Below are 25244 nucleotides of genomic sequence, written 5' to 3'. Positions count from 1 at the left end.
GCTGAGGCGTGTCGCGTAGAAATGGCGAAATGACTGGCCGGCCTATGCCGCGGCCAGTCCGGCTACTTCTGCTTCAGCCGGCGCGGGAAACGCAGCCATTTATCGTCGACCGGCCTTGGGACCGGCCCTGGCTGTGCGAGAATGGTGGTGAGCTCGGGAGGCAGGCTCGGAACCAGCGGCTTCTTGGTGGCGACGCCGTCGGCGATCGCGACGATCGAGTGATAGAACTCGGCACCGGTGACCGATCGCGGCGCCACTGCTTCATGCATGACGCTGATTACCGTGACATCGGGGCAGTTGTCCTTGATCGCCTGGTGGAAGGCAACCTTGCCCTCCGGATCGAGTGCGCCGGTCGCCTCGTCGAGGAACAGCAGCCCGGGTTGCTGGAGCACGATGCGAGCCACCACCAGCTTCTGTTTCTGGCCGCCGGACAGGACCTGGTCCCAGCTTTTGCCTTCGCGGCTTTCGTCGGCCATATGCTCGATGAAGTCGCCCAGGCCCGCTCTGTGCAGCGCGGACGCGACCTGCGCGTCGCGATGGTCGTGCTCGGAGCCCGGCAGGCAGACCAGCTGCTTCAGCGTCACCTGCTGCAGCTTGACTTCCTGAGCGGCGTAGAAACTCTTCACCCCTTCGGGGAAGACGATGGTGCCGCGGCCGTACGGCCAAAGGCCGTTGATGGCCTTGATCAGCGAGGTCTTGCCGCAACCGGATTCGCCTTTCAGGAAAGTCCATTCGCCGCGGCGGAAGCGCAGGTTTGCCGCAACGAGGAAAGGCGTTGCGTCCTCGCCCTGATGCGCCAATTCGAGCTTCTGGATGGTCAAGCCGAAAACCGGGTTCTGACTGGCGTAGCGGAAGTCGGAACGGCCGCTCTGGCTGTAGAATTCCTGGGGGTGCTGAACGTTCTCGATCGCGTTGGCCAGCTCGGTGACGCGCTGGCTGTTGGCGCGCAGGGTGGCGATTGCGGGCATGACATGGATGAACCACGAACATTGGCCGATCAGCGAATTGACCAGTTCGGAGCCGGTTATGTAACCCTTGAGGTCGAAGCCGTTGTGGATGAACGGCACAAGGCCCGGCCCGTAGGCAACAATGCGGGCGCCGATGAAATTGTAGATCAGCTCGAACGACATGTAGACGGTGTTGACGATATTGAGCCGCGTCCAAGTGCCGTCAATATCGCCATAGAGGCGGCCATGCATGGTTCTTTGCACGCCTTCGCCGCGCGAGGCCGCGACATGGAAACTGCGGCGCAGGAATGTCGTCAGCTCGCCGCGGTAACTGCCTTCGGCCTGCTGCATCCTGACATTGAGACGCTCGAGCATGCCACCGAGCTTCATCGCGATCCAGGTGTTGAGCGGCACGTAGATAGCGACGGCAAGGAGGGCGAGGATCGCGCTGCCATAACTGCCGAGGAATTCAAGCCCCTTCACTTCGACCGAGGTTTCGAGCAGCTTCTGGCCGACGAAATACAGCGAAGTAGCGACACCCAGCACGCCCATGGCCAGTCCGATGGCGCCGCCGGTCATGTCCTTGATCGATTCCTGGACGCGCTGATCGATGTTGTCGGGGGCTGGCGCGCCATTGCCTGTCGAGGCATGCTGGGCGTGGAAATGGGTGTGATTGCCGTCCAGCAGCGCCTCGTTGAAACGGCTGTCGAGCCAACCGCGCCATTTGCGGTGCAAGGTTGCCGACACGAGATTGCGGATGCCGGTGAAGCCTGCGTCCTTGAGCACCACCAGCAGCACAAGGATACCGGCATTGACCAAAAGCGTCTGGAGAGGGGTGGTGTTGGCGGCGTCGTGGAAGAAGGCGATCGAGTTGACCAGTTCCCCGGACGCTTCTGCGAACCAGACGCCGGCCTTGCTGGACAGAGCGGTGAGCAGCGCGATCACCAGCGTCAGCGTCCAGGCCTCCTTCCACCGGTCCGAGACCCAGTAGGCCCGCATCAGGCCCCAGAAGCTGCGCATCGAGGAAACCGGGGTCAGAAGCGGCCGCCTTGCGGCATCGCTGTGTAGTCCATCCGTTCCTGACTGTTGCGGTGGTCTGCCGACCCGAATCACAATCCCGCCCAAACCTTTTTTGTTTTGTTACGGATGGTAACACCAATTGATCATTTTCCATTAATTTTTATAGGGGACAGGCGACATTGAAGCGCTGGCCGTGGCTGCAGGGCAACAGGGCTGACTTTCCGAGCGTCGCGCCAAAGCCTATAAAAAGCGGGTTTAAGCTAGAGATATCAGGTAATTACGCGGTATCGTGGCGCCGCGTTTCTACCTTCCCTTAGGTAAAGCGTTTGCACGAATTTGTGACCCGCTTGGCCTGCCCGGTAAGCCGGCTTTTCATCGCAGGCTAATCAAAAATTCCGGAAAACATGTCGCCCCGGACGGCTGATTCCTCGCCGGCATGTCCACGCCGGAGGTCCGGAAATGCCTTGGGACGCTGGGCAGCCATCGATCGACCGGACCGGCGGCATCAGCGCAGACCGCGACGCCGGGAAAGCCAACGCAAGCGCGGATCCCCCGGGGTCAGGCGTTGCCTCACGCCCGGGCAGGGCTGCTTTGAAAATCCTGCGTTGAGGATCGGGCTCAGTCGACTTTTTCCAGTTCGCCACGCGCCTTGGCGGCGGCTACCTGGCGGATGGCGTCGGCGAGCGTGTCGACGTCCTGCGCGCCCATCACCGCATATTTGCCCTCCAGCAGAAAACACGGCACGCCTGATATGCCCATGCGCGAGGCCGTGGCGATCTCGGTGCGAACCGCCTCGACATCGGCATCGGTCGGCAAGAGCGTCTCGACAACGGATGCGTCCATTCCGGTCTCGCGCGCCGCCTCGACCAGCACGGCCTGATCGCCGATGTTGGCGCCTTCTTCGAAGTTCAGCTGGAACAGGCGGCGCACCAGCCGGTTCTGCACGTCTTCGCCGGCCGCACCGGCCCAGCGAATGACGCGATGGGCATCAAGCGTGTTGGGCGCGACCTTGATGGCGCCGAAAGCGAAGGAAATGCCTTCGGCTTCACCGAGCGGCTCGATACGGGCGTGAATCTGGCGAATGTGTTCGTCGCTGCCGAACTTGGCCAGCATGTACTCGCGGCGATCCTTGCCTTCCGGCGGAATGGTCGGGTCAAGCTGGAACGGCCGCCAGCGTATATGCACATCCACCTCGCCGGCGGCGGCGACCGCCTTGTCCAGCCGCTTCTGGCCGATGAAGCACCATGGGCAGACGACGTCGGATACCACGTCAACGGTGATCGCATTCGCTTGGCTCATCTCGATCTCCTGAACGTCTTGGGTGCCGTGCACTTCCGCGAGAACCGGGCTTCCCCTCCTCGGGCCCATGCTCAGTTCAGCTTGCGCCACCAGGTCGGCAACTGGTAACCGAATATGGGCGTCTTTCGCGGATGGTCCAGATAATTCCAGTAAGCGATCCATTGCTGCGTGTTGTGCTGCATCGGCACCATGTAGTTGCCGGAGATCAGCAGCCGGTCGAGTACGCGCACGGCGGCGACATAATCCTCTTTCGTGCGGGCGCGCAACATGGCGTCGATCGCAGCGTCCACCGCGGGATCGGCGACGCCGGCGAGGTTGAACGAACCTTCAGCCTTGGCGGCGGAGGATGACCAACGACCGATCTGCTCGATGCCGGGCGACAGCGAATTGTTGAAGCCGCTCGAGCCGATCAGCACCTCGAAATCGAAACGCTGCTTGCGCGACTGGATCTGGTCGCCGTCGAGGCTGCGGATGGAGACATCGATGCCTATCTTTTCCAGCGTGCGCTGGTAGATGCCGGCGAGACGCTCCTCGTCCTGCGAGGCCGTCAGGATCTCGAAGCCGAAGGGCTTGCCTTCGGGGTCGAGCATCGTGCCGCCCTGCAGGTGGTAGCCGATGCTTTTCAGGAGATCGAAGGCCGCTTTCAGCACCTTGCGGTCCTGGCCCGAGCCATCCGTCACCGGCGGCCGCCAGGTTCCGTCCATGACGTCCGCCGGCACGCGGCCGGAGTAGGGCGCCAGCAACGCCTTTTCCCTGTCGTCGGCCGGATGGCCGAGCGCGGAAAGCTCGGAATTCTGCCAGTAGCTCATGGTGCGCGCGTATTTGCCGCCGAACAGGTTCTTGTTGGCCCATTCGAAGTCGTAGAGCATGCCGAGCGCCCGACGCACCACGGGATTCGAGAATTTCGGCAGCCTCGTGTTGAACAGGAAACCGGTCACGACGGGCGGAATGCCGGTGTCGAAGGTTTCGGCAACCACCTCACCTCTATGGAAGGCGGGAAAATCCAGATCGCGTTCGCGCTTAACCGGATCGCTGTCGTCGTCGATGGCGCAAAGCCCTTTCTTGAACGCCTCGAGCTTGGCATTGGCGTTGAGGAAATATTCGATGGTGATCTGGTCGTAATTGTCGAAGCCGCGCTTGGCCGGAACATCCTTGCCCCAATAATCCGGATTGCGCTTGAAGACGATACGCTGACCGGGTGTCACCTGTGCGATCCTGTAGGGGCCGCTGCCGATCAGTGGCTTCAGCGTGGTCCTGTCGAAAGTCTCCATGTCGAAGGCGTGCTTGGGAATGATCGGCGTCAGCGCGATGATCAGCGGAAACTCGCGATCGGCCTTGTCGTTGAAGGTGAAGCGCACGCTGTGGTCGCTGGTCTTCTCAAGCTTGGCAATCCTGGCCATGCGGTCGCTGTAGGGCGGACGGCCCTTCTGCGTGTAGGCATCATAGGTGAACAGCACGTCCTCCGGCGTCACCGGCTGGCCGTCCGACCATTTGGCATTCGGGTTGAGATGGAATTCGATGCTCTTGCGCTCGGGATCCATGTCGGCCGACTCGGCAAGCAAGCCATAGAGCGTGAAGGCCTCGTCGGCATTGCGCTGCATCAGCGGCTCGAAGACCAGATTGCCGAAGATCGTGTCCATCATGCCGCGCGCCGTGGTGCGCAGGCTCTTCAGGATGAAGGGGTTGAGATTGTCGAAACTGCCGACGACGCAATAGGTGATGCTGCCGCCCTTCGGCGCGTCGGGATTGACGTAGTCGAAATGCGCATAGTCGGGCGGTAGGGCCGGCTCACCCTGCATGGCAATTGCATATCTGGGTTCCGACGCCGCCGGCAGGGACGAAAGGACGAAAAATGATGTCGCGGTGATCAGCCAAACGAGAACGCGGCCCATGACCGTCTCCTTACCGGGTCGGCTTGATGATTCGGTGCGCACACTAGCATGAGGCACCGCCAATGTTCGTTGCCAAGAATCGCAGATTGCAGGCTGGATTCGGCACGGCTTGCAGTGTAACACGCCGTCCGAAGTCATTCTGTTGCCTCATTTCGGCAACAGGTAGCTGGACCACATGGCGCGAAGAAGCCGGCCCCCGGGATCATTTGAGAGGAAGTGCACGACATGACGAGCCTGAACAGCAATGCGTACCGCCTGTCGGTCATGGCCGCTGGCGTGATCGGCTTTCTGGGCGCGGCAATTCCCGTTGCTTCCGCACAGCAGCAACAACAGATCCCGCAGGGCTGGTTCAAGGCTTGCACAAAGCAGGAAGACGTCGACATCTGCAACGTGCAGAACATCACCACCGCCGGCAACGGTCAGTTGGTCACCGGCGTGAGCCTGATCGAGCTGAAAGGCAAGGTGAACCGCAAGGTCTTCCAGGTGACGGTTCCGACCGGTCGTCTGGTTGGTGCCGGCATCGGCCTCCAGATCGATACCGGCAAGACGCAGAAGCTCGAATATGTGGTCTGCTTCCCCGACCGCTGCGTTGCGGAAGTACCGCTGACCGACCAGCTCGTCGCCTCCTTCAAGAAGGGCCAGGCGATCACCTTGACCTCGATCAATTTCCAGAACCAGCCCAATCCGATCAAGGTCGCGCTGCAGGGCTTCAGCGGCGCCTATGACGGCCCGCCGCTGCAGCAGTCCGACATCGAGGACCGGCAGAAGAAGCTCCAGGACTTCGTCGCCAAGAACAACCAGGACTTCGCCAAGAAGCTCAAGGAAGAGCAGGACAAGGCGAAGACCGCGAACTGATCGGTTCGGGCACTCTCAAGCCACAAAAAAGCGGGGTCATGCCCCGCTTTTTTCTTCTGCACCTGACCTCGCTGATCAGTGCCTGGACTGCCGTTTAGGCTCGTAGCGCCCGTCCGGCTTTTTGTCGAACATCTCGTTGATCTGTGGATGGCGGACCGGTTCTCCCGACTGGTCCTCAAGCAAATTCTGCTCGGACACATAGGCAATGTATTCGGTTTCCGAATTCTCGGCGAGCAGATGGTAGAACGGCTGGTCCTTTCGCGGGCGCACGTCGACGGGGATGGCCTCGTACCATTCGTCCGTATTGGCGAATTGCGGATCGACGTCGAAAATGATTCCCCGGAACGGAAACAGCCGATGGCGAACCACCTGTCCGATCGCGAATTTGGCTGTTTTCATCGTACTCACCACTGAATTCCTTAGCTTTATTTGGCGCAGACTCCGAGTCAATTCAATCCCGAAGCGTTTGTGCGTCCTCGAGCTGCCTATGATGCGGAGCAAAGATTTTGGGCGAGCTGCCGGCCATCGATGCCTGCCGGCAGCAAATGTGTTCGCAAGCTCACCGCTGGCGCGCTTGCTTCCCCAGGCCACCGCCAAGCGCCGCAAACCCGCTGCCGGGACGGAGCCCTTCGCGCATGAAGAAAGCGCGAAGCGGTGCAAAACCGCCAAGCACGCCGAGCCCGGCGCCGCGCGCCATCTGCGCCGGCAATATGTCGGAAAGCAGCGACATGTTCAGCAGATTGACCGCGCTGCTGCGCGCCAGAATATCGGGCCGGCGTTTGAAGTCATAGACGGCGAGGGCTTTCGCGGCCCCTGGGTCTTCATAATTTTCATTCGCGATTCCAATAAGATCGTCGATATCCCTAATGCCAAGGTTAAGCCCTTGTGCGCCGATCGGGGGAAATACGTGGGCGGCTTCGCCGACAAGCGCCACCCGGTCGCGCGCAAAACGCAGCGGCGTCGCGGTTGCGAGCGGATAGACCTGCCGGCCCGGCTCGACCGTGACCCGGCCCAGCATGGACTGCATCCGCTGTTCGACCCGCAGCGATAACGTCGCATCATCCAGCGCAGCGAGTTCCTTGGCGGTCTCGGGCTTGACCACCCAGACCAGACTCGAGCGGTTGCCGGGCAGCGGAACCTGCGTGAACGGACCGGTTTCGGTATGGAACTCGGTCGAGGTAAAGGCATGGTCGCGGCTGTGGGAGAAGTTGAGCACCAGCGCTGCCTGGGGATAAGTCCGTGCGGCGGTCGAGATGCCCGCCGCCTGACGCGCCGGCGACAGGCGCCCGTCGGCGGCAACCGCCAGGGATGCTTCGATCACGCTGCCGTCGGCGAGGGCGGCGCGAGCCTTGTCGGCGCCGAGATGCCAGGCGTTGACCATGGATGTCAGCCACGCGATCCCGGAATGCGCGCCGACCCTGCCGGCGAGCGCGGGAATGAGGACGCTGTTGGGCAGGTTGAGCCCGAACTGATCCTCGTCGATCTCGCTGGCGCGGAAGGTGACGACCGGACTGCGGATCAACCGGCTTGTCGCGTCGACGATGCGCATCACCTTGAGGGGCGCGGCCTGTGGCTTGATGTCGGCGAGGACGCCCAGCCGCTCAAACACCTTCAAAGCAGGGTTCATCAGCGCCGTCGTGCGGCCATCGGGGGCGGATGCCTCCGGCCCGACGAGCGTCACCGGGAAGCCGGCGTCGGCGAAACCGAGCGCGGCGATCAACCCTGCGGGCCCCGTGCCTGCGATGAGTATCCGTGCTGTTTTCTGATGCTCCAAGATCGGCTTCCGGCTTGCAATGCGAGGCAGCCCGCGCGCCCCGCCACTCGATGAGCATATAGGTCAGGTCATAAGGCTTGATCAACGTGGCGATTCGGCCCATTCGAATGTCATGACCGGCCGTCAGGACGACTTCAGCCATCTCGACAGCGCAGGCCGTGCGACGGCCGATATTGCGCGCAACCCGCGTTTGACGGTGAACCTCGTCGTCGGCGGCGGCATCCTGCTTGCCTGGCTGTCCCTGGCGGCAATGGCGATCCGCGCCGCGGAGGGACGCGCCGCGGGTATCGGCGCGCCCGGCGACGCCTTGTTGAAAACCCTGCCGCAGCTCCCGTTGCCCGATTCCCTGGCCCGGTTCTTCGCCCTCTGCCTCTCGGCCGCGCCGCTGGACGGAGATATCGGCCCGCGCGCCGGTGCGCTGACGGCAATGTGGTTCCTGATGGCGACCGCGACGATGCTGCCCTCGGCGGCGCCGATGATCCGAACCTATTGCGAGATTGCCGATACGGCCAGGATCAGGCATGAGCCGGTCGTCCATCCGCTGGTGCTGGTATCAGGCTATCTCTCGATATGGCTGGCCGCGTCGGCTGGGCTTGCGGCGCTGACGCTCGCCCTCGATGCGTTCGCCTCGTCAGGCCAGATGCTCGATCCGGTCCTGGGCATTGCCGGTGCCGTCGCCCTGCTGGTTGCCGGCTTCTACCAGTTCAGCGGCTTGAAGGAGGCCTGCCTGAAGAAATGCAGGAACCCGTTCGCGATCCTGTTTTCCAACTGGAGCGCGCGGCCTACAGCCATTTTCCGGCTCGGCGTCGCGCAAGGCGTCTGGTGCCTTGGCTGCTGCTGGGCATTGATGCTGGTGATGTTCGCCGTGGGCGTGATGAACGTCTTCTGGATGGCGCTGATCGGCCTGTTCACCCTGATCGAAAAACAAGCCGCAAGCAGGCTTCCAACCCGGCTGGCCGGTGCGATACTGCTTGTCTGGGCGGCCGCGCTGCTATTAGTCTCGCTATGAGTGGGGGAAACTCGATGACGGATCCGAGCTGGGCAATGAAAGGGGAGCTCGTACTCTCCTGCAATTGCACGGTTTTTTGCCCTTGCGTGCTGTCGCTAGGCAGCCATCCTCCGACCGAAGGCTACTGCCAGACCTGGGCGGGTTTCCGTATCGATGCCGGTCATTTCGGAGAGGTCGACCTGTCAGGCCTCAATCTCGGACTGATCATGGAAATCCCCGGCTACATGAGCCGCGGCAACTGGACCGCCGGCCTGTTCATCGACATCAGGGCCTCGATCTACGCGGTCAAGGCGTTGACGAAGATCTTCACCGGCAAGGCGGGCGGGACCACCTCGCTGCTTTCGATCCTCGTCGGCAAATTTCTCGGCGTCGAACAAGTGCCGATCACCTATGAGACACGCGACAAGACGCGTATCTTCCAGATACCGAAGATCATCGACGGGGCGGTCACGCCAATTGTCGGCAAGGACCGCGACAAGGACACGGTGATCAGCAATTCGGAATACTGGATCGCGCCGGAGATCATCGTGGCCAAGTCCGACAAGAGCAAGATGCGAGCCTTTGGCCGCAACTGGAATTTCGGCGGCCGTTCAGCCGAAATCTGCAAGCTGGACTGGCAGGGCCCGTGAGCAAGAACACAACGGCCAGGAAAGCCGCCAAGAAAATCGCCGACCGGATTCCGCGGCCGAAGAAGAAAGTCACCTGGCCGCAGGCAAGGGCCTTCTCAGTCCATCTGCTGACGGCGTCGGGCTCGTTCCTCGCCTTCCTGTCGCTGGTGGCGGCGAGCGAGGAACGCTGGACGGCCATGTTCTGGTGGCTGGGGCTGGCGCTGTTCGTCGACGGCATAGACGGGCCGATCGCGCGTAAGCTCGATGTCAAGGAGATCCTCCCGACATGGTCGGGCGAACTCCTCGACAACATCATCGACTACGTCACCTATGTGCTGATCCCGGCCTTCGCACTCTACCAGCGTGGCTTCATGGGCGAGGGCCTGTCGTTCCTGTCGGCGGCCATCATCGTGGTGTCCAGCGCTATCTACTATGCCGACACCGGCATGAAGACGAAGGAGAATTTCTTCAAGGGATTTCCGGTCGTCTGGAACATGGTGGTGTTCACGCTGTTTGTCATCGAGCCGGGGCAATGGGTCTCGTTCGCGGTGGTGGTTGTGGCCGGCATTTTGACGTTCGTGCCGATCAATTTCATTCATCCGGTGCGGGTGGTGCGGCTGCGGCCCATCAATCTCGCAATGACGCTTCTGTGGTGCGCTTTCGGCGCGCTGGCGCTGGCGCAGGCGGCTCTCGCGGCCTTTTATGACCAGATCGGCGTGCTGGGCGCGCAGGTCAGCACCTTCATAAAGATTGGCATTACCGTTACCGGGCTCTATCTCGCCTGTATCGGCGGCATCATGCAGTTCTTTCCAAATCTCGGTGCCAAGAAAGCCTGATCGGCCATTTCTCAAGGAAGCCTACCATGCCCAAAGCAATCCGCATCCACGCCCATGGCGGTCCGGAAGTCCTGGCCTATGAGGACACCGATCCCGGGCAACCGGGATCGGGGCAGATCCTGGTCAGGCACACGGCAATCGGTCTCAATTTCATCGACGTCTATCATCGCTCCGGTCTCTATCCGCCGCCCGGCGGGTTTCCGCTCATCCCCGGCAGCGAAGCCGCCGGTTTGGTGCTGGCAGTGGGCGAGGGCGTCGACTGGCTGAAGCCGGGCGACCGGATCGCCTATGCCGTCACCACAGGCGCTTATGCGCAGGAGCGCGTCATCGATGCCAGCAAGGTCGTCAAGGTGCCGGAGGGCATCAGCGACGAGCAGGCGGCAGCGATGATGCTGAAAGGCATGACCGCCGAATATCTCTTGCGCAGGACCTTCAAGGTCAAGGCAGGCGACACCATCCTGTTCCATGCGGCAGCCGGCGGCGTCGGGCTCATTCTCGGCCAATGGGCGAAGCATCTGGGCGCGACCGTTATCGGCACGGCAAGCTCGACCGACAAGATCGAGCTCGCCAAGGCACACGGCTTCGACCATGTCATCAACTACAAGGAGCAGGATTTCGTCGCCGGCGTCGCGGCCATCACCGGCGGCAGGAAATGCGACGTCGTCTACGATTCCGTCGGCAACGACACGTTCCCGGCCTCGCTCGACTGCCTGAAGCCGCTCGGCATGTTCGTCAGCTTCGGCCAGTCCTCGGGTCCGATCCCGTCATTCTCGATGTCGCTGCTGGCGCAGAAAGGGTCCTTGTTCGCCACAAGGCCGACATTGTTCGTCTACAATGCAAAACGCGAGGACCTGGACGCCTCGGCCGCGGCCCTGTTCAAGGTCGTGCTTAGCGGCGCCGTCGAGATCAAGATCAACCAGCGTTATGCACTCAAGGACGCGGGCAAAGCTCACGCGGATCTTGAAGGCCGCCGGACCACGGGCACGACCATACTGGTTCCCTGACGGGAACTGCCCTGGTTTTCAGCTCTCTGCCGCAGGTGCGGGCACGGTTTGCGCGAAAAGCCGGCCCGCTGCATGGTTGCATGAAGAAGGCTGATCTTTACCCTTGAGTTTCCGCTGAAATTCTTGAAGCTCTTTCAAGTCGAGTGCTGCTTTCGCATGGGAGCTGGCCGCGCATACGATGCTTGCGGGAACACAGAACATATCCGGGAACCCGGATGGGAGGCACTGTGAGTGCAAATCATAACGGAGCGAATCTGCTTGAGGTTCGCGGCCTTACCAAGATTTTCGGCACGCTGACGGCGTGCGATCATGTCGACCTCGACATCGCCAAGGGTGAGATCCACGCGCTGCTCGGCGAGAACGGCGCCGGCAAATCGACGCTGGTCAAGATGCTGTTCGGCTCGCTGGAACCCAATTCCGGCGAGATATTCTGGAATGGCCAGGCCGTCCGAATTACCAGCCCGGGCGTCGCGAAAAAGCTCGGCATCGGCATGGTGTTCCAGCATTTCTCGCTGTTCGAGGCATTGACGGCGGCCGAGAACATCGCGCTTTCCCTGGATGACGGTTCGCCGATCAGCAGCATCGCGGCCAAGGCGAGGGCGCTTTCCTACAGCTACGGCCTGCCGCTCGATCCTGAATCGCTGGTCGGCGACCTGTCGGTGGGCGAGCGCCAGCGCATCGAGATCATCCGCTGCCTTTTGCAGACGCCGCAACTCATCATCCTCGACGAGCCGACTTCGGTACTGACGCCGCAGGAGGCCGACAAGCTGTTCGAGACGCTGGAGCGTCTGCGCTCGGAAGGCAAATCGATCCTGTACATCTCGCACCGGCTGGAGGAGGTCAAACGGATCTGCGACCGCGCCACCGTGCTGCGGCACGGCAAGGTGGTCGGCCACTGCAATCCGCGCGAGGAAACAGCCTCGTCGCTGGCTCGCATGATGGTCGGCAACGAAGTGCAGGCCGTGGTGCGGGCGCCGGTCGCGGGCATCGAAACAGCGCAGTCCCTGCTCGAAATCCGCAGCCTCAGCCGCAAGCCGGCGACGCCGTTTTCGATCCCGCTGAAGAACATCAACCTCACCGTCCGCGCCGGCGAGGTGATCGGCATCGCCGGCGTCGCCGGCAACGGCCAGGGCGAGTTCTTCGAATCCGTCTCCGGCGAAGTCCTGCAGCCGGATGGTGCCTCGGTGCGCATCCGCGGCAAGGATGCAGGCAGCCTCAGCATCACCGGGCGCCGGCTGCTGGGCGCCGCCTTCGTGCCGGAAGAGCGCCTCGGCCATGGCGCCGCGCCGCGCATGAGGCTTTCGGAAAACCTGCTCCTGTCGCGCCATGCCACCGACGGCAAGACCTTTGTCGGCACGGGCGGAATGGTCAAGAGCGGCACCGTCTACGCCGCCGCCCAACGCATCATCGAGGCGATGGACGTGCGCAAGAGCGCGCCCGATCCGGAGGCGGCAGCGCTATCCGGCGGCAATCTGCAGAAATTCATCGTCGGCCGCGAACTCGACCGCAGGCCTGATGTCATGGTGGTCAACCAGCCGACATGGGGTGTCGATGCAGGCGCCGCCGCCCATATCCGCCAGGCACTCATCGAACTGTCCCGCAGCGGCTCGGCGGTGCTGGTCATCAGCCAGGATCTCGACGAGCTGTTCGAGATATCGGATGCGATCGCGGTGATGCACAATGGCGAGCTGTCCAGGCCGCTGCCGATCGCCGAGGCGACCTTCGAAAAGATCGGCCTGCTGATGGGCGGCGCCGAACCAGGCCACGCCGAACACACGCTGGAGACGGCATGATGCGCCTCGAACTCGTCAAACGGCCGCAGCGCTCGGCGCTGTTTTCGATGCTGTCGCCATTCATCGCCTTCGCGCTGACGATCATCGCGGGCGGTATCATGTTCGCGCTGCTCGGGGTCAATCCGTTCAGCGCGTTCAACATCTATTTCATCGAACCGATCAGCCAGGTCTGGCAACTGCACGAGCTGGCGATCAAGGCGGCGCCGCTGATCCTGATCGCGGTCGGCCTGTCGGTCTGCTACAAGGCCAACATCTGGAACATCGGCGCCGAAGGCCAGTTCATCTTCGGCGCCATCTTCGGCTCGGCCGTTCCGGTGCTGTTTCCTGGGTTCGAGGGCCCATTGGTGCTGCCGTTGATGCTTCTGCTGGGCATGGTCGGCGGTGCCGCCTACGCGGCTATCCCCGCATTTCTGAAGACCCGCTTCAGCACCAACGAGATCCTGACGAGCCTGATGCTGGTCTATGTGGCACAGCTCTTCCTCGACTGGCTGGTGCGCGGACCGTGGCGCGACCCGCAGGGCCATGGCTTCCCGCAGACCATCCAGTTCGGCGACTCGGCCATTCTGCCGGAGCTGATGCCCGATGCCGGCCGCGCCAATTGGGGTTTCGTGTTCGCGCTGGTCGCGGCGGTGCTGGTGTGGCTGATGATGAGCCGAATGCTCAAGGGTTTCGAGGTCCGCGTGCTCGGCTCCAGTCCGCGGGCAGGGCGCTTCGCCGGCTTCGGCCTCAACCGCATGGTGTTCTTCGCCTTCCTGTTGTCGGGTGCGCTGGCCGGGCTTGCCGGCATATCGGAAGTTTCCGGCGCCATCGGGCAACTTCAGCCCGTCATTTCGCCCGGCTACGGTTTCACCGCCATCATCGTGGCGTTCCTTGGCCGCCTCAATCCGCTCGGCATCGTCGCGGCGGGCCTGGTGCTGGCCTTGACCTATCTCGGCGGCGAGGCGGTGCAAAGCGCGCTCGGCATCTCCGACAAGGTGGCGCGCGTGTTCCAGGGCATGCTGCTGTTCTTCGTGCTCGGATGCGACACGCTCATCCATTACCGCATCCGGCTGATCGGTCTGGCGCTGACCAAATCGGAGAGTGCCGCGAAGCTCGAGGCCGCGCCAAAGTTGAAGGAAGCCCGCTGATGGACATCACCGTCAACATCCTCCTGACCATCGCCACGGCGGCGACGCCGCTGCTCATTGCCGCGATCGGGGAACTGGTGGTCGAGCGCTCCGGGGTGCTCAACCTTGGCGTCGAAGGCATGATGATCATGGGCGCGGTCGGCGGTTTCGGCGCAGGCTATCTGACCGGCTCGCCCTGGATCGGGCTCTTGGCGGCCGTCGCCATGGGCGCGCTGTTCTCGCTGCTGTTTGCCGTCATGACGCTGTCGCTGGCCACCAACCAGGTGGCGACCGGCCTGTCGCTGACGCTGCTCGGCCTCGGCCTCTCCGGCATGATGGGAACCAGTTTCGTCGGCCAGCCCGGCGTCAGGTTGCCGAACCTGTATATACCCGGCCTCAGCGACATTCCGGTCGTGGGCCGGCTGCTGTTCGGCCAGGATCCGGTCTTCTACATTTCCATCGCACTGACGGCCGCCGTGATGTGGTTCCTGTTCAGGACGCGCACCGGGCTGACACTGCGCTCGATCGGCGACAGTCACGCCTCGGCGCATGCGCTCGGCATCAAGGTCATCCGCTACCGTTATCTCTCGGTGATCTTCGGCGGCGCCTGCGCCGGTCTTGCCGGCGGCCATCTCTCGCTGGTCTACACGCCACAGTGGGTCGAGAACATGAGCGCGGGCCGCGGCTGGATCGCGCTTGCGCTGGTGGTGTTCGCGTCCTGGCGGCCGTGGCGGGTGCTGGCGGGCGCCTATATCTTCGGCGCGGTGTGGATCGGCCAGCTTCATGCACAGGCTTTTGGCATTCCAGTGCCTTCGCAACTGCTTTCTTCGTTGCCCTATCTGGCGACGGTCGTGGTTCTCGTTCTAATCTCGCGCAACAAGCGTCTGACGATGATGAACACACCGGCTTCCTTGGGGCAGCCATTCGTTCCGGATCGTTGACAACAATAACAAGACGGGAAGCTCCAAGGCTTAACTCAGAGAGGTAACACGATGAAAAAACTGCTTATTGCCCTGATGACGACGACAGCGGCATTTTCGCTGGCCGCGTCCGCGGAGGCCGCCGACAAGCTGAAGGCATGCTGGGTCTATACAGGCCCGATCGGCGACTTCGGCTATTCCTACCAGCACGACCAGGGCCGTCTCGAAGTCGAAAAGGCGCTCGGCGACAAGGTCGAGACCGCCTATCTGGAGAACGTTTCCGAAGGCCCAGATGCCGACCGCGCTTTCGAGCGTCTGGCGCGCGAGGGCTGCAAGATCATCTTCGGCACGTCCTTCGGCTTCATGGACGCCGAAGTGAAGGTCGCCAAGAAGTTCCCAAAGGTGATGTTCGAGCACGCCACCGGCTACAAGACGGCGGACAATCTCGGCATCTACAATGCGCGCTTCTATGAAGGCCGCTATGTGCTCGGTCAGATCGCGGCCAAGGAATCGAAGTCCGGCGTCGCCGGCTACATCGTCTCCTTCCCGATCCCGGAAGTGGTGATGGGCATCAACTCCTTCATGCTCGGCGCGCAGTCGATCAATCCGAACTTCAAGGCCAAGATCGTCTGGGTGAATTCCTGGTTCGATCCGGGCAAGGAAGCCGACGCGGCCAAGGCCCTGTTCGACCAGGGCGCCGACATCATCGTCCAGCACACGGATTCGACCGCGGCCCTGCAGGTGGCCGAGGAGCGCAAGTTGCACGGCTTCGGCCAGTCCTCCGACATGATCAAGTTCGCGCCGCACGCGCAGCTGACCTCGCTGACCGACGAATGGGGACCCTATTACATCAGCCGGGTTCAGGCAGCGATCGACGGCACCTGGAAGCCGGACAATGTCTGGCTCGGCATCAAGGACGGCGCGGTGAAACTCGCGCCCTACACCAACATGCCCGACGACGTGAAGGCGATGGCCGAGGCGACCGAGAAGAAGATCGCCGGCGGCTGGAACCCCTTCACCGGACCGATCGCCAAGCAGGACGGCTCGCCATGGCTGAAGGACGGCGAGGTCGCCGATGACGGGACGCTGCTCGGCATGAATTTCTACGTCAAGGGCGTCGACGACAAGTTGCCGCAATAGGCTCTACCTACGTTCGACAGGGAAGGGCGCCGCGAGGCGCCCTTTCTCATTCGGCGGCTTGCGCCGCCGAGACATGGCGAAACCGCACCAGGCCGGCGTCCACCACGAGGCTGAGCCGGATCCTGAGCCAACGCTGCACCGGCCGCTCGAAATAGCGCCAGATCGCCCACGACACCAAAACCATGAGCGCCACACAGGTCCACGCTGCAACCCATTTGCCGGCCAGCGGCGTCAAGGCGTTGATGAAGAGATAGCCGGCATTCTGGTGAAGGAGGTAAAGCGGATAAGTCAGCCCGCCCAGAGCCAATGTGAGCGGCGACGGTCTGATCCGGTCGCGCAGCAGGACAGCGCCGGTCAGCGCCGCGTGCATCACCACGTTGGCGGCCACGAGATGGGCGGACGGGACCGCGATGCCGTAATGCCCGATCATCCACTGTTGTGTCACAGACAGCGTATAGCTGGAGAGCACGAAGGCGGCCGCCAGCAACAGCAAGGCCGGCATTGAGCGACCATGCGCGTGGAGATGATGGACCAGCATGCCGGCGGCGAAGAACGGTCCGAACTCGGTGACAAACAGAAGCCGCGCCGCGCCGCTGCCGAGGAAGAGTTCGTTGACGGCCGCGATCGCCAGCGAGCCGAGGATCAGCGCCAATTTCCATCGCTGGAAAACGCCGGCAACGAGGGCCAGCGTCACCCATCCGTAGAAAACCACTTCAAGCGCGACCGACCAGTAGACGCCGTCCATGAAAGGCTGGCCGAAGGCCGGCGCAAACATTGTGAGATTGGCGAGATACTGGCTGAAGGAGGCTGGGAGCAGCGGCGTGCCGGAAAAGGCGATAACCGCGAAGCTTATCGTCATGCAGAGCAGAAAGCCCGGATATAGACGCGCGAAACGCGCGACGGCGAACCTTTCCCAGCCGCCGCCTTCCGCCGACCACGCGATGACGAAGCCGCTGATCAGAAAGAAAAGATTGACGCCGAGATAGCCGTACAGAGCGAGCGGCGCGGCATGAGGATAGCCGTCCGTGAGAAAGCCGTCTGCTGCCGCACCGCGGAAGAAATAGTGAAACAGCACGACGGCCAGCGCCGCGGCCAGCCTCAACAGGTCCAGAGTCGCGATATAGTCCTGGCGGGCAGGTCTGGGGTCCATCCTTAGTCCCTGCGTTTACGGTCCGGAAACCATAAAGCAGGCGGCGGCCAAACAGGGTAAATGGCCGGAACTATCGCGAAATGTGGTAAATCGCAGTCCTCAGACGGCCGAACCGTAGAGATCATAGGCGTCGGCGCGATCGACCTTGACGGTGACGATGTCGCCGGCGCGCAGCGGACGGCGCGACTGGATGTGAACGGAGCCGTCGATCTCCGGCGCATCGTATTTGGTGCGGCCCTTGGCCGATGTGCCGTGCGCTTCGTCGATCAGCACCGGCAGGCGCTTGCCGACCTTCTTGGCCAATTGCGTCGCCGAGATCTTCTGCTGGCGCTGCATGAAGCGGTGCCAGCGCGCCTCCTTGATCTCCTGCGGCACCTGCTCAAGGCCGAGTTCGTTGGAGCGTGCGCCTCGTACAGGTTCGTATTTGAAGCAGCCGGCGCGATCGATCTTCGCCTCATCCAGCCAGTCGAGCAGCATCTCGAAATCCTCGTCGGTCTCGCCGGGAAATCCGACGATGAAGGTCGAGCGAATGGCGAGGTCGGGACACACATCGCGCCAGCCGCGAATGCGCTCGAGCGTCTTTTCGCCATGTGCCGGCCGGCGCATGTTCTTCAATACCTGCGGCGAAGCATGCTGGAAGGGGATGTCGAGATAGGGAAGGATCTTTCCCTCGGCCATCAGCGGGATGACGTCGGCCACGTGCGGGTAGGGGTAGACATAGTGCATGCGCACCCAGATGCCGAGCTTGCCCAGTTCCTCGGACAGATCGAGGAATTTCGCCCGTACCTCACGGTCGCCGAACATGCTGGTCCGATATTTGATGTCGATGCCGTAGGCGCTGGTGTCCTGTGAGATGACGAGGAGCTCCTTGACGCCGGCCTTGGCCAGTTTCTCGGCTTCACGCAGCACATCGGCCGCCGGCCGCGAGACAAGGTCGCCGCGCAGCGCCGGGATGATGCAGAAGGTGCAGCGGTTGTTGCAGCCTTCCGAAATCTTCAAGTAGGCGTAGTGGCGCGGCGTCAGCTTGACGCCCTGGGGCGGCAGCAGATCGATATAGGGATCATGGCTGGGCGGCGCCGCCTCGTGCACGGCCGCCATGACGCTCTCATAGGCTTGCGGACCGGTTATGGCGAGAACGTTGGGGTGCTTCTCGCGAATGACGTCGGGCTCGGCGCCCAGGCAACCGGTGACGATGACCCTGCCGTTCTCCGAAAGCGCGGAACCGATGGCATTGAGCGATTCATCGCGGGCGGAATCGAGGAATCCGCAGGTGTTGACCACGACGAGGTCGGCACCGTCATGCTTGCGCGCGATCTCGTAGCCCTCGGCGCGCAGGCGCGTGATGATGCGTTCGGAATCCACCAGGGCCTTGGGGCATCCGAGACTGACGAAGCTGACGCGCGGGGCGGACATGGGCAAGTTTCCAATGGAGGTGAACCGGAAACGCTGATCCGGCTCGAAGTCTCGGCATATAACGGTTTGCACGGCTCTGGCAGGAGCTCAAGTCGGGCGGCGCAATAGCACGGCTTGCCCGATCAGGCAAACAGGGCGGCGAGCGCAGGGTTCCAGCTCAGTGGCCGCTCGACCCGAACCAGGGCGCCAGGAAAGCGAATTGGTCGGGAAACTGCTGCACGGCGCCGTCGAGAAGCATCTTCACGGCGACGTAAAGGATGATCAGCAGGCCGATATAGGCGATCCAGCGGTATTTGTGCAGCAGGCGCGCGACGAAGGACGCGGCGAAGCCCATCAGCGCAATCGACAGAGCGAGGCCGATGATCAGCACCGTTGGATGGTTCATGGCCGCACCCGCCACGGCCAGGACATTGTCGAGCGACATCGAGACGTCGGCAATGACGATCTGCCAGGCGGCCTGCGAGAAGGTCTTGCGCGGCGACTTGCCGGCGATGGTCCCATCCTTGTCGAAATCGCCATTCGACAGCGCTTCGGTCGCGTCGCGCTCCTGCTCGTGACTGACACCCAGCTCCCGCCACATCTTCCAGCACACCCAAAGCAGCAGCAGGCCGCCGGCGATGAGCAGCATGGGGCCAATTGTCAGCAGCCATTGCGTGATCAGGGCGAAGAAAATGCGAAGGATGGTGGCAGCGATGATGCCGACCAGAATGGCCCGTTTGCGCTGACTGGCCGGCAAGCCGGCCGCCGCAAGGCCGATGACGATGGCGTTGTCCCCAGCCAGCGCAAGATCGATCGCGATTACCTGAAAAAGGGCCGATAAGCCTGCGGCAGTAAATATTTCCATCGACCTGGAAGCCCTTGCCTGTTCGCCGAGTGTTTGTTGTCGATCGCCCAGCCCGCCCTAAAGGCATGGTCCCTTGCCGTCAAGACATCGCTTCGGGCAACGCGCAAAGCCGCTTTCGTTGCAGCGGCGCCATTGAGGGGATTCGACAATCGCGGCAGGCGAGCCGAAACGGCAGTGAAAACCTAGCCGTAGAGCCTAATCGTAGAGATTGTATTTTGCCCAGTCGGTCTCCGGAATCTCGTCGCCGATGCGGTAGCGGAGCTGTAAAACCTCCATATGGTCCGGCGCGGTCTCACACTTGAATTTCAGCCGGTACCATTGCCCCTTGCTGCGGAAGGCGGCTCCCGGGCTCTTGATGGCGTCGTCGCTCATGACGGGCGTGGCAAAGGCGTAAGCGACCACCCGATCCGCCTTGTACTTGCGGTCGTCATGGGTGATGCGGTCGAGGACTTCAGCATCACAGCGCTGTTCGAGGCGGGTTTGCGGGTCGAGTTTCAGGAGGCCGGCGCGCAAGGCGCTGTCCATGGCGTTGGCCGGAAAAGCCAGGGTCAAGAACGCCATGACCATCGTGCAGAGTGTCTTCATGGGCGGGACAAGCAGCATATTTTGTCTGAAAAATCAACCAAAGGGCCGGGCGTTGTCCCGCGCTCAGGCACTCGGCGCGTTCAAAATCCCGTGTCGGGATTCATCGTGCGATGGCTGCGGCCAACGCATCAGCGAGGCACGGCCGGCGTCGGTCAGATCGTAGACGCCGCGGTCGACGCGCGCGAACCAGCCATAGACATTGTGCAGCAGGATTTTCGGCGCAAGCGGCGTCAACGCCTTGAGATCGCGCGGGCACTTGGGCCCGTCGGCCAATGCCGCGGCGCAGGCGAGGGCGCTTTGGCGGTACGCTGTCATGATGGGATTGCGCGATCCCCCGCCCGCGACAGGATCGCCCCGGCGCCGGCGATGTTCGTCGACCAGCCGCGAGCGGCGCCGTGGGTTCTTGCGCGGCATGACTGTGACCGGGCTCAGAATCACCTCGACCCGGTCGCTCGCCGTGACGCCGAGCAGGCCGAAGCCAAGCCGGCGGCAAAGATTGCGGAACCGCGCGTCGCTCTCGCGTCCCTTGCCCCTGGCCGACATGCGCGCGGCCAGCCACACCTCGTCGCAGGCGGTTGCGCGATCGACGCCTTGCAGCACCAGTTCGAGATTGAACGCCAGCTTCAACTCGCAAATCACGACGACGGGCGGCTCCCCCTCACGCAGCGCGATGATGTCGCAGCCGCCGATCTCGCCCTTCACGGCAAAGTCCAGGCTTTCGAGAAACCGCTTCACCGGCGCGTAGAGTGAGGTTTCGTTCATGGGTTCAAGGCTTAGCCGATTCGGCGCAAAAAGCCTCGGGAGTGACCCTCACCACATCATGAAGGAAGCGACATCGGCGTCCCACACCCTGCCGACGCCGACGTCCGCGTTCGGCGCGACGCTTTCGGTCACTTCATCAGCGGTCAATGTCGCGTTCCGAGCGTTTGGCTCATCAGGCAGGCCTACATGCCTTTCTGGGTTCGCCGAACCATCGTGATGCGGCTTGGGCGGCTTCCTCCGGGTTGGGGGCATCCTCGCCGGCCCAGGCCACGAAGCCATCGGGGCGCACGAGCACGGCGCTCAAGCCCAGCTGATCCCTGGCGTTGCCGGCGATGTAGGTGATCCGGTCACCCCAACGACCTGCAAGCGCTTCAAGCGATGGGCGAGCGTCAAAGTCAAGGAACAGGCCCTTGCCCGGGCTGAGGAGTTCGCCGATTTTTCTTCCTTCGATCAGCTCGAAATCGGGAACACTGCGCCCGACCAGCCCGTGGCCGCCGCCAGGATCGTAGCGAAGAGAAATACCCCATACCCGTTCGGCGAAATATGTCGCGCCGTCGCGCGTGTCGATCAGGTCGCGGATGATGGTTTCGAGCGCGCGCGTTGCCGGGCTTGGCCGCATGAGCGCGACCTGGGCGCGCGACCAGTCGAGGATTTGCGCCCCGACCGGATGGCGTTCGCTGAAATAACTGTCGAGCAGACCGTCCGGCGCGTCGCCGCGGATCGTGGCGGCCAGCTTCCAGCCAAGGTTCATCGCGTCGCCGAGCCCGAGGTTGAGGCCCTGGCCGCCCAAGGGAGAATGGATATGCGCGGCGTCGCCGGCAAGCAGCACTCGTCCCTTGCGGTAGGTCGTTACCTGGTAGGCGCGATCCGTCCAGGTGGCGGCGAGTTTGAGGGCCGTCAGCGTGACGTCCGCGCCGGACACTCGGCGCAATACCGCCTGCACGTGGTCGCAGGTGATTGGCTGGGTTCGGTGGAAAGCCCCGCCATCGAACTCGACCATCGCGACGGTACCGGGCTTTTGATAGGTGTACATGCCGGTCGGCGTGTAGTGGCGGCCCGGCGTGAGCCTGTCCGGATCGGCCATTTCGACCTGAACGGAATAGCCTGTGAATTCCGGATCGGTACCTACGAACGCGAAGTCGCCGGCCTTGTGCACCGTGCTGCGCCCGCCATCACAGCCGACAAACCAGCATCCACGAAAAATCTCACCGCCGGCGCGAACGGTCACGCCTTCATGCGTCTGATCGAAATCCTCAACACCGAAGCCGCGCCTGATCTCGACCCCGATTGCGATTGCGCGCGCGGCCAAGACGGACTCGAGATGCGCCATCTCGACCGCGATTGCGGCGGTGGCCGAACCTGGCAGGCGGTAGTGCCATTTCGCGGCGTCGATAGCATCGTGGAAGAACTGGATACCTGCGAAATGGCCGCCCGGACGGCGCGGTTGATTCAGCCAGTGCGCGCCAGTCGCAGCGCCACCATTGCCCGTTCCATCCTTCGCATTCTGTTGAGCGGCGATGTCGTCCAGCAGACCGCGACGGTAGAGGGCTTCGATGGTGGGAACCGAGAGGCCGCGCAGCCCGAACGGAAGCCGCTTCAACGGGGAGTGCGGGTCTTCGGCTTGCTCCAGCACCAGCACCGAGAGGTCGGCGAGGCGCAACTCACAAGCGAGGAACAGGCCGACAGGGCCTGCACCAGCAATTATTACGTCATGGGAATCGAGATGGCGGTTGTGCATGAACTGCTCCTTTGTCGATGTTCGACCGGAGCGTTCCTCGGATTTGAGAACCACACGGACGAACGATTGGACGCGCGGGAAGCGTCCGATGTTCGTCGTGGGGATCTCCTGCGGGAGGCCAAAGACCAGAGCTTTCGTTACCGAAAGGACTTGGGCTTACCAAACCAAGTCTGCCTTTTCCGACACCGGCTTATAGCGTTGCTGTGAGCGATCCGCAACAGAGGGGCTTGCGGCCGATGCCGAACGGAATCATACGCGCTCAGGCTTGAACCAATCAACGAAGCGCCGCCCGAGTCGTTCATCCCGTCGCAGTTTCGCCGTCGGTCGACTTGAATGGAATGCATTCCAGGCGCCATTCCCGTGGCACAACCCTAAGGGCTTCCTGACGGTGGACGGCTTTCGCGCTTTGTGACGACTTCTCCGAGCTTGAATTGTTCGAGTGCCGCAGCGACATCCGTCGCGCCCAGGCCAACGTCCGCACAATCGCTACTACCTCGCCTACGAAAATTCGATCTGCCACAAGCGGGAGGATAGCGGCGCAATCCGTCATCACCAACTGCCCGTGGCTTGGTAACGCCTATGGTCCAGGGATGGCTAAAGGTGGCCCGGTAATCTCCATATCGAATTGGGCCGCGATTGCTTTGACTTCCGCGAGATCACGCGGAATCTCTAGCCCCTGCGCGGCAACCGTCGGGAAAAAACTCTCGAGACCGCCCGGGGACAGGATGGCGATCCATCGTGCATGCTCAACGACGACGAACGTGTGCTCTACGCCAGCGGAAATGTAGAATAGTTCTCCGGCGGTGCGTTCGGAAGCTTCGCCGGCACACCAGAAGCGTAGCCGCCCCTGGAGAATGACAAAGATTTCATCTGACTTGGGATGACGGTGGCGCGGCGGTCCATGGCCCCGACCAGCATCGGATGCAAATGCGCCAAACTTGCCGCCGGTCTCGCGTTGGGTCAGAAGCGCTTCGTAGTGCGTACCATTCCAGTCGGTTTGGGTACCAGGTGCTACCCGCGTTTGCATATCCCGCCACAGCTGTTGCATCCGAGTCTCCCGTGAAAGAAATGGCTTTGCATCGTCACGGATAGCTATCCCCAATTTCGGGTCGGTGCCTCGTATGAACATATGAGATGGGCGCCGGACCGGCGGAGAAATGGTTGTCACTGAAGCCGGCTTGCGGCAAACTGCAAGTCCCGTCGGATGATGGAGCGGTAAATTCCGGCCGAGACAGATGTCAGAAGCGCGCGTCCACGACTTCGATCGACTGGTCGGGCAGGTCTATGATGCGGCGCTCGAGCCCGGCCGCTGGCCGCAGGTTCTCGAAGCCCTGTCGGATTTCCTCGAGGGCGCCGCCACCAAGCTGACATTCCAGAACGCGAGGACATTGCGCAGCGAAGCGAGTTCTGTACGCATGCCGCCGGAGGCGGACCTCACCTACGCGCAGTACTACCACAAGACCAATGTGTTCCTGCCGCGCGTCGCCAGGCTGCATGCGGGCACCTTGATTCCGGTGTGGAACCTCCTGCCGCGCGAAGTCTATCAGCGCTCCGAATTCTACAATGACTTCTGCCGGCCCGGCGACATGTGCCACCCGATCGGGGTCGTGCTCGCCAACGAGCCGGACATGCGCGTCGTCTTCACCTGCGGACGTGCCAGGACGGCCGGTGAGTTCGAGCCCGAGCACCTCGACCGGCTGCGCCGCATCGGGCCGCATTTGGTCCGCGCGGCGAGCGTGAGGCTGCGGCTCTCGCGCTCCGATATCTCCAGGAATGCCAACGCCGAGGCGCTCAATCGCGTCGCCCAGGGCGTACTGATCGTCGCCGCGAACGGGGATATTTTGTTCGCCAATCGGACGGCCGAGGCGCTGCTCGCCGAAGCCGACGGGATCAGGACTGAAAAAACGGCGCTGCGCGCAAGCAGGCCAGCGGATGCCGCGCAACTTCAGCGGTTGATCGCCACAGCCGCGGAGCGAGCGGACGCCGCAGGCGGCGTAATGGCGCTCGGGCGACCGGGGCCGCGCCGGCCACTGAGCGTTTTGATAGCCCCGCTGATCATTGAGTCGACGTGGTTCGTGACAGGTCGTCCAGCCGCGATCGTGTTCGTGGCCGATCCGGACAACGCGCCGCGGACGGCCCAGGACCAGTTGCGCAATCTCTATCGGCTGACCCCAGCCGAGGCGGCCGTGGCCATGGCGATCGCACGCGGCGAAGGGCTGCAGGCGGTTGCGGATGAACTTGATATCAGCCTGACGACCGCGCGCACCCACCTGCAGCACGTATTCGAAAAGACGGAGACGCGGCGACAGGCAGAGTTGGTGCGCCTCATCGCCGCCAGCGGGCCTTACGTCCGACAATAGGCTAACGCAGCGCATGGAAGCTGCGAAGACCAGCGCAGGAGCAGCAATCCAGCGCTTCGAATGCCCCGTGGAACCGCTACGCAGTGGCACTGCACGCGCGGGAAAGTTTTTTTGAACGACCCGAGACATAGGTGACGAAACGTACCGGACACATGGGTAACACTTTTCGCTTTGCGGGAGGTGTTGATG

At 62.6% G+C, this 25244-nt stretch carries 22 protein-coding genes; 10 read left to right on the top strand and 12 right to left on the bottom strand.

The features are described 5' to 3' along the window. Positions 1-62: 62 nt before the first annotated feature. From LB551_RS24150 to LB551_RS24140, 3 genes are all read right to left on the bottom strand, one after another. Positions 63-1967, bottom strand: a complete 1905-nt coding sequence (locus tag LB551_RS24150; RefSeq protein WP_224660642.1) for an ABC transporter ATP-binding protein/permease — start codon at positions 1965-1967, stop codon at positions 63-65. A gap of 618 nt (positions 1968-2585) precedes the next feature. Further along, a complete protein-coding gene (locus LB551_RS24145) occupies positions 2586-3266 on the bottom strand; it encodes a DsbA family oxidoreductase (protein WP_140548506.1) in 681 nt (226 codons plus the stop codon). Positions 3267-3337: 71 nt separating this feature from the next. Next, positions 3338-5158, bottom strand: coding sequence for an extracellular solute-binding protein (locus LB551_RS24140; protein WP_224660641.1), 1821 nt, complete (start codon positions 5156-5158; stop codon positions 3338-3340). A gap of 225 nt (positions 5159-5383) precedes the next feature. Between LB551_RS24140 and LB551_RS24135 the strand changes: the two genes are divergently transcribed. Beyond that, the gene (locus LB551_RS24135; protein WP_140638130.1) at positions 5384-6013 is read left to right on the top strand and encodes an invasion associated locus B family protein; all 630 of its coding nucleotides are present in this window, start codon (positions 5384-5386) and stop codon (positions 6011-6013) included. Between the two features lie 75 nt (positions 6014-6088). Here LB551_RS24135 and hspQ read toward each other — a convergent pair whose 3' ends face one another. After that, on the bottom strand, positions 6089-6412 hold the full coding sequence (hspQ, locus tag LB551_RS24130; protein ID WP_181169261.1) for a heat shock protein HspQ: 324 nt from the start codon (positions 6410-6412) through the stop codon (positions 6089-6091). A 160-nt stretch (positions 6413-6572) separates the two neighbouring features. Beyond that, a complete protein-coding gene (locus tag LB551_RS24125) occupies positions 6573-7787 on the bottom strand; it encodes a UbiH/UbiF family hydroxylase (RefSeq protein ID WP_224660640.1) in 1215 nt (404 codons plus the stop codon). 112 nt (positions 7788-7899) lie between these two features. Between LB551_RS24125 and LB551_RS24120 the strand changes: the two genes are divergently transcribed. The 8 genes from LB551_RS24120 (at position 7900) to LB551_RS24085 (ending at position 16203) form a co-directional block, all read left to right on the top strand. Continuing rightward, positions 7900-8796 carry a DUF2182 domain-containing protein gene (locus LB551_RS24120; RefSeq protein ID WP_224660639.1) on the top strand — a complete coding sequence of 299 codons (897 nt, stop codon included), beginning with the start codon at positions 7900-7902 and terminating at the stop codon, positions 8794-8796. Positions 8797-8810: 14 nt separating this feature from the next. After that, entirely contained in the window at positions 8811-9425 is a 615-nt protein-coding gene (locus LB551_RS24115; RefSeq protein ID WP_140548513.1) for a DUF1326 domain-containing protein, read from the top strand. Further along, positions 9422-10240 carry a phosphatidylcholine synthase gene (gene pcsA, locus LB551_RS24110; RefSeq protein ID WP_318012756.1) on the top strand — a complete coding sequence of 273 codons (819 nt, stop codon included), beginning with the start codon at positions 9422-9424 and terminating at the stop codon, positions 10238-10240. Before LB551_RS24115 ends, pcsA begins: the two co-directional genes overlap by 4 nt. Positions 10241-10266: 26 nt before the next feature. Beyond that, complete coding sequence (locus tag LB551_RS24105) at positions 10267-11244, top strand: quinone oxidoreductase family protein (protein WP_224660638.1); 978 nt, start codon at positions 10267-10269, stop codon at positions 11242-11244. A 215-nt stretch (positions 11245-11459) separates the two neighbouring features. Next, on the top strand, positions 11460-13037 hold the full coding sequence (locus tag LB551_RS24100; RefSeq protein ID WP_224660636.1) for an ABC transporter ATP-binding protein: 1578 nt from the start codon (positions 11460-11462) through the stop codon (positions 13035-13037). After that, entirely contained in the window at positions 13034-14164 is a 1131-nt protein-coding gene (locus LB551_RS24095; RefSeq protein ID WP_140548520.1) for an ABC transporter permease, read from the top strand. The genes LB551_RS24100 and LB551_RS24095 overlap by 4 nt, the downstream gene beginning before the upstream one ends. Further along, positions 14164-15084 carry an ABC transporter permease gene (locus LB551_RS24090; protein WP_224624585.1) on the top strand — a complete coding sequence of 307 codons (921 nt, stop codon included), beginning with the start codon at positions 14164-14166 and terminating at the stop codon, positions 15082-15084. The genes LB551_RS24095 and LB551_RS24090 overlap by 1 nt, the downstream gene beginning before the upstream one ends. Before the next feature lie 51 nt (positions 15085-15135). After that, on the top strand, positions 15136-16203 hold the full coding sequence (locus LB551_RS24085) for a BMP family ABC transporter substrate-binding protein (protein ID WP_140548524.1): 1068 nt from the start codon (positions 15136-15138) through the stop codon (positions 16201-16203). A gap of 46 nt (positions 16204-16249) precedes the next feature. Here the strand turns inward: LB551_RS24085 and LB551_RS24080 are convergent, their stop codons facing one another. The 7 genes from LB551_RS24080 to LB551_RS24050 form a co-directional block, all read right to left on the bottom strand. Next, complete coding sequence (locus LB551_RS24080; RefSeq protein ID WP_224660635.1) at positions 16250-17353, bottom strand: acyltransferase family protein; 1104 nt, start codon at positions 17351-17353, stop codon at positions 16250-16252. 99 nt (positions 17354-17452) lie between these two features. Continuing rightward, the gene (rimO, locus tag LB551_RS24075; protein ID WP_140548528.1) at positions 17453-18766 is read right to left on the bottom strand and encodes a 30S ribosomal protein S12 methylthiotransferase RimO; all 1314 of its coding nucleotides are present in this window, start codon (positions 18764-18766) and stop codon (positions 17453-17455) included. Positions 18767-18923: 157 nt separating this feature from the next. Next, positions 18924-19610 carry a TerC family protein gene (locus LB551_RS24070; RefSeq protein ID WP_224624583.1) on the bottom strand — a complete coding sequence of 229 codons (687 nt, stop codon included), beginning with the start codon at positions 19608-19610 and terminating at the stop codon, positions 18924-18926. Positions 19611-19805: 195 nt separating this feature from the next. After that, positions 19806-20213, bottom strand: coding sequence for a DUF930 domain-containing protein (locus LB551_RS24065; RefSeq protein WP_140548530.1), 408 nt, complete (start codon positions 20211-20213; stop codon positions 19806-19808). A 45-nt stretch (positions 20214-20258) separates the two neighbouring features. Next, the gene (locus LB551_RS24060; protein ID WP_224660634.1) at positions 20259-20957 is read right to left on the bottom strand and encodes a DUF2161 domain-containing phosphodiesterase; all 699 of its coding nucleotides are present in this window, start codon (positions 20955-20957) and stop codon (positions 20259-20261) included. Between the two features lie 172 nt (positions 20958-21129). Continuing rightward, positions 21130-22695, bottom strand: a complete 1566-nt coding sequence (locus tag LB551_RS24055; protein ID WP_224660633.1) for an FAD-dependent monooxygenase — start codon at positions 22693-22695, stop codon at positions 21130-21132. Between the two features lie 577 nt (positions 22696-23272). Next, the gene (locus tag LB551_RS24050) at positions 23273-23743 is read right to left on the bottom strand and encodes a cupin domain-containing protein (protein WP_224660632.1); all 471 of its coding nucleotides are present in this window, start codon (positions 23741-23743) and stop codon (positions 23273-23275) included. Between the two features lie 187 nt (positions 23744-23930). On the opposite strand from LB551_RS24050, the gene LB551_RS24045 reads away from it, so the two are divergent. Next, positions 23931-25055 carry a helix-turn-helix transcriptional regulator gene (locus LB551_RS24045; protein ID WP_224660631.1) on the top strand — a complete coding sequence of 375 codons (1125 nt, stop codon included), beginning with the start codon at positions 23931-23933 and terminating at the stop codon, positions 25053-25055. Positions 25056-25244 lie beyond the last annotated feature (189 nt).

Source organism: Mesorhizobium sp. BR1-1-2 (assembly GCF_020165435.1).
GTDB lineage: Bacteria > Pseudomonadota > Alphaproteobacteria > Rhizobiales > Rhizobiaceae > Mesorhizobium.
The sequence above is the reverse complement of the archived record's forward strand: the minus strand, read 5'-3'. Positions and strand labels throughout refer to the sequence as shown.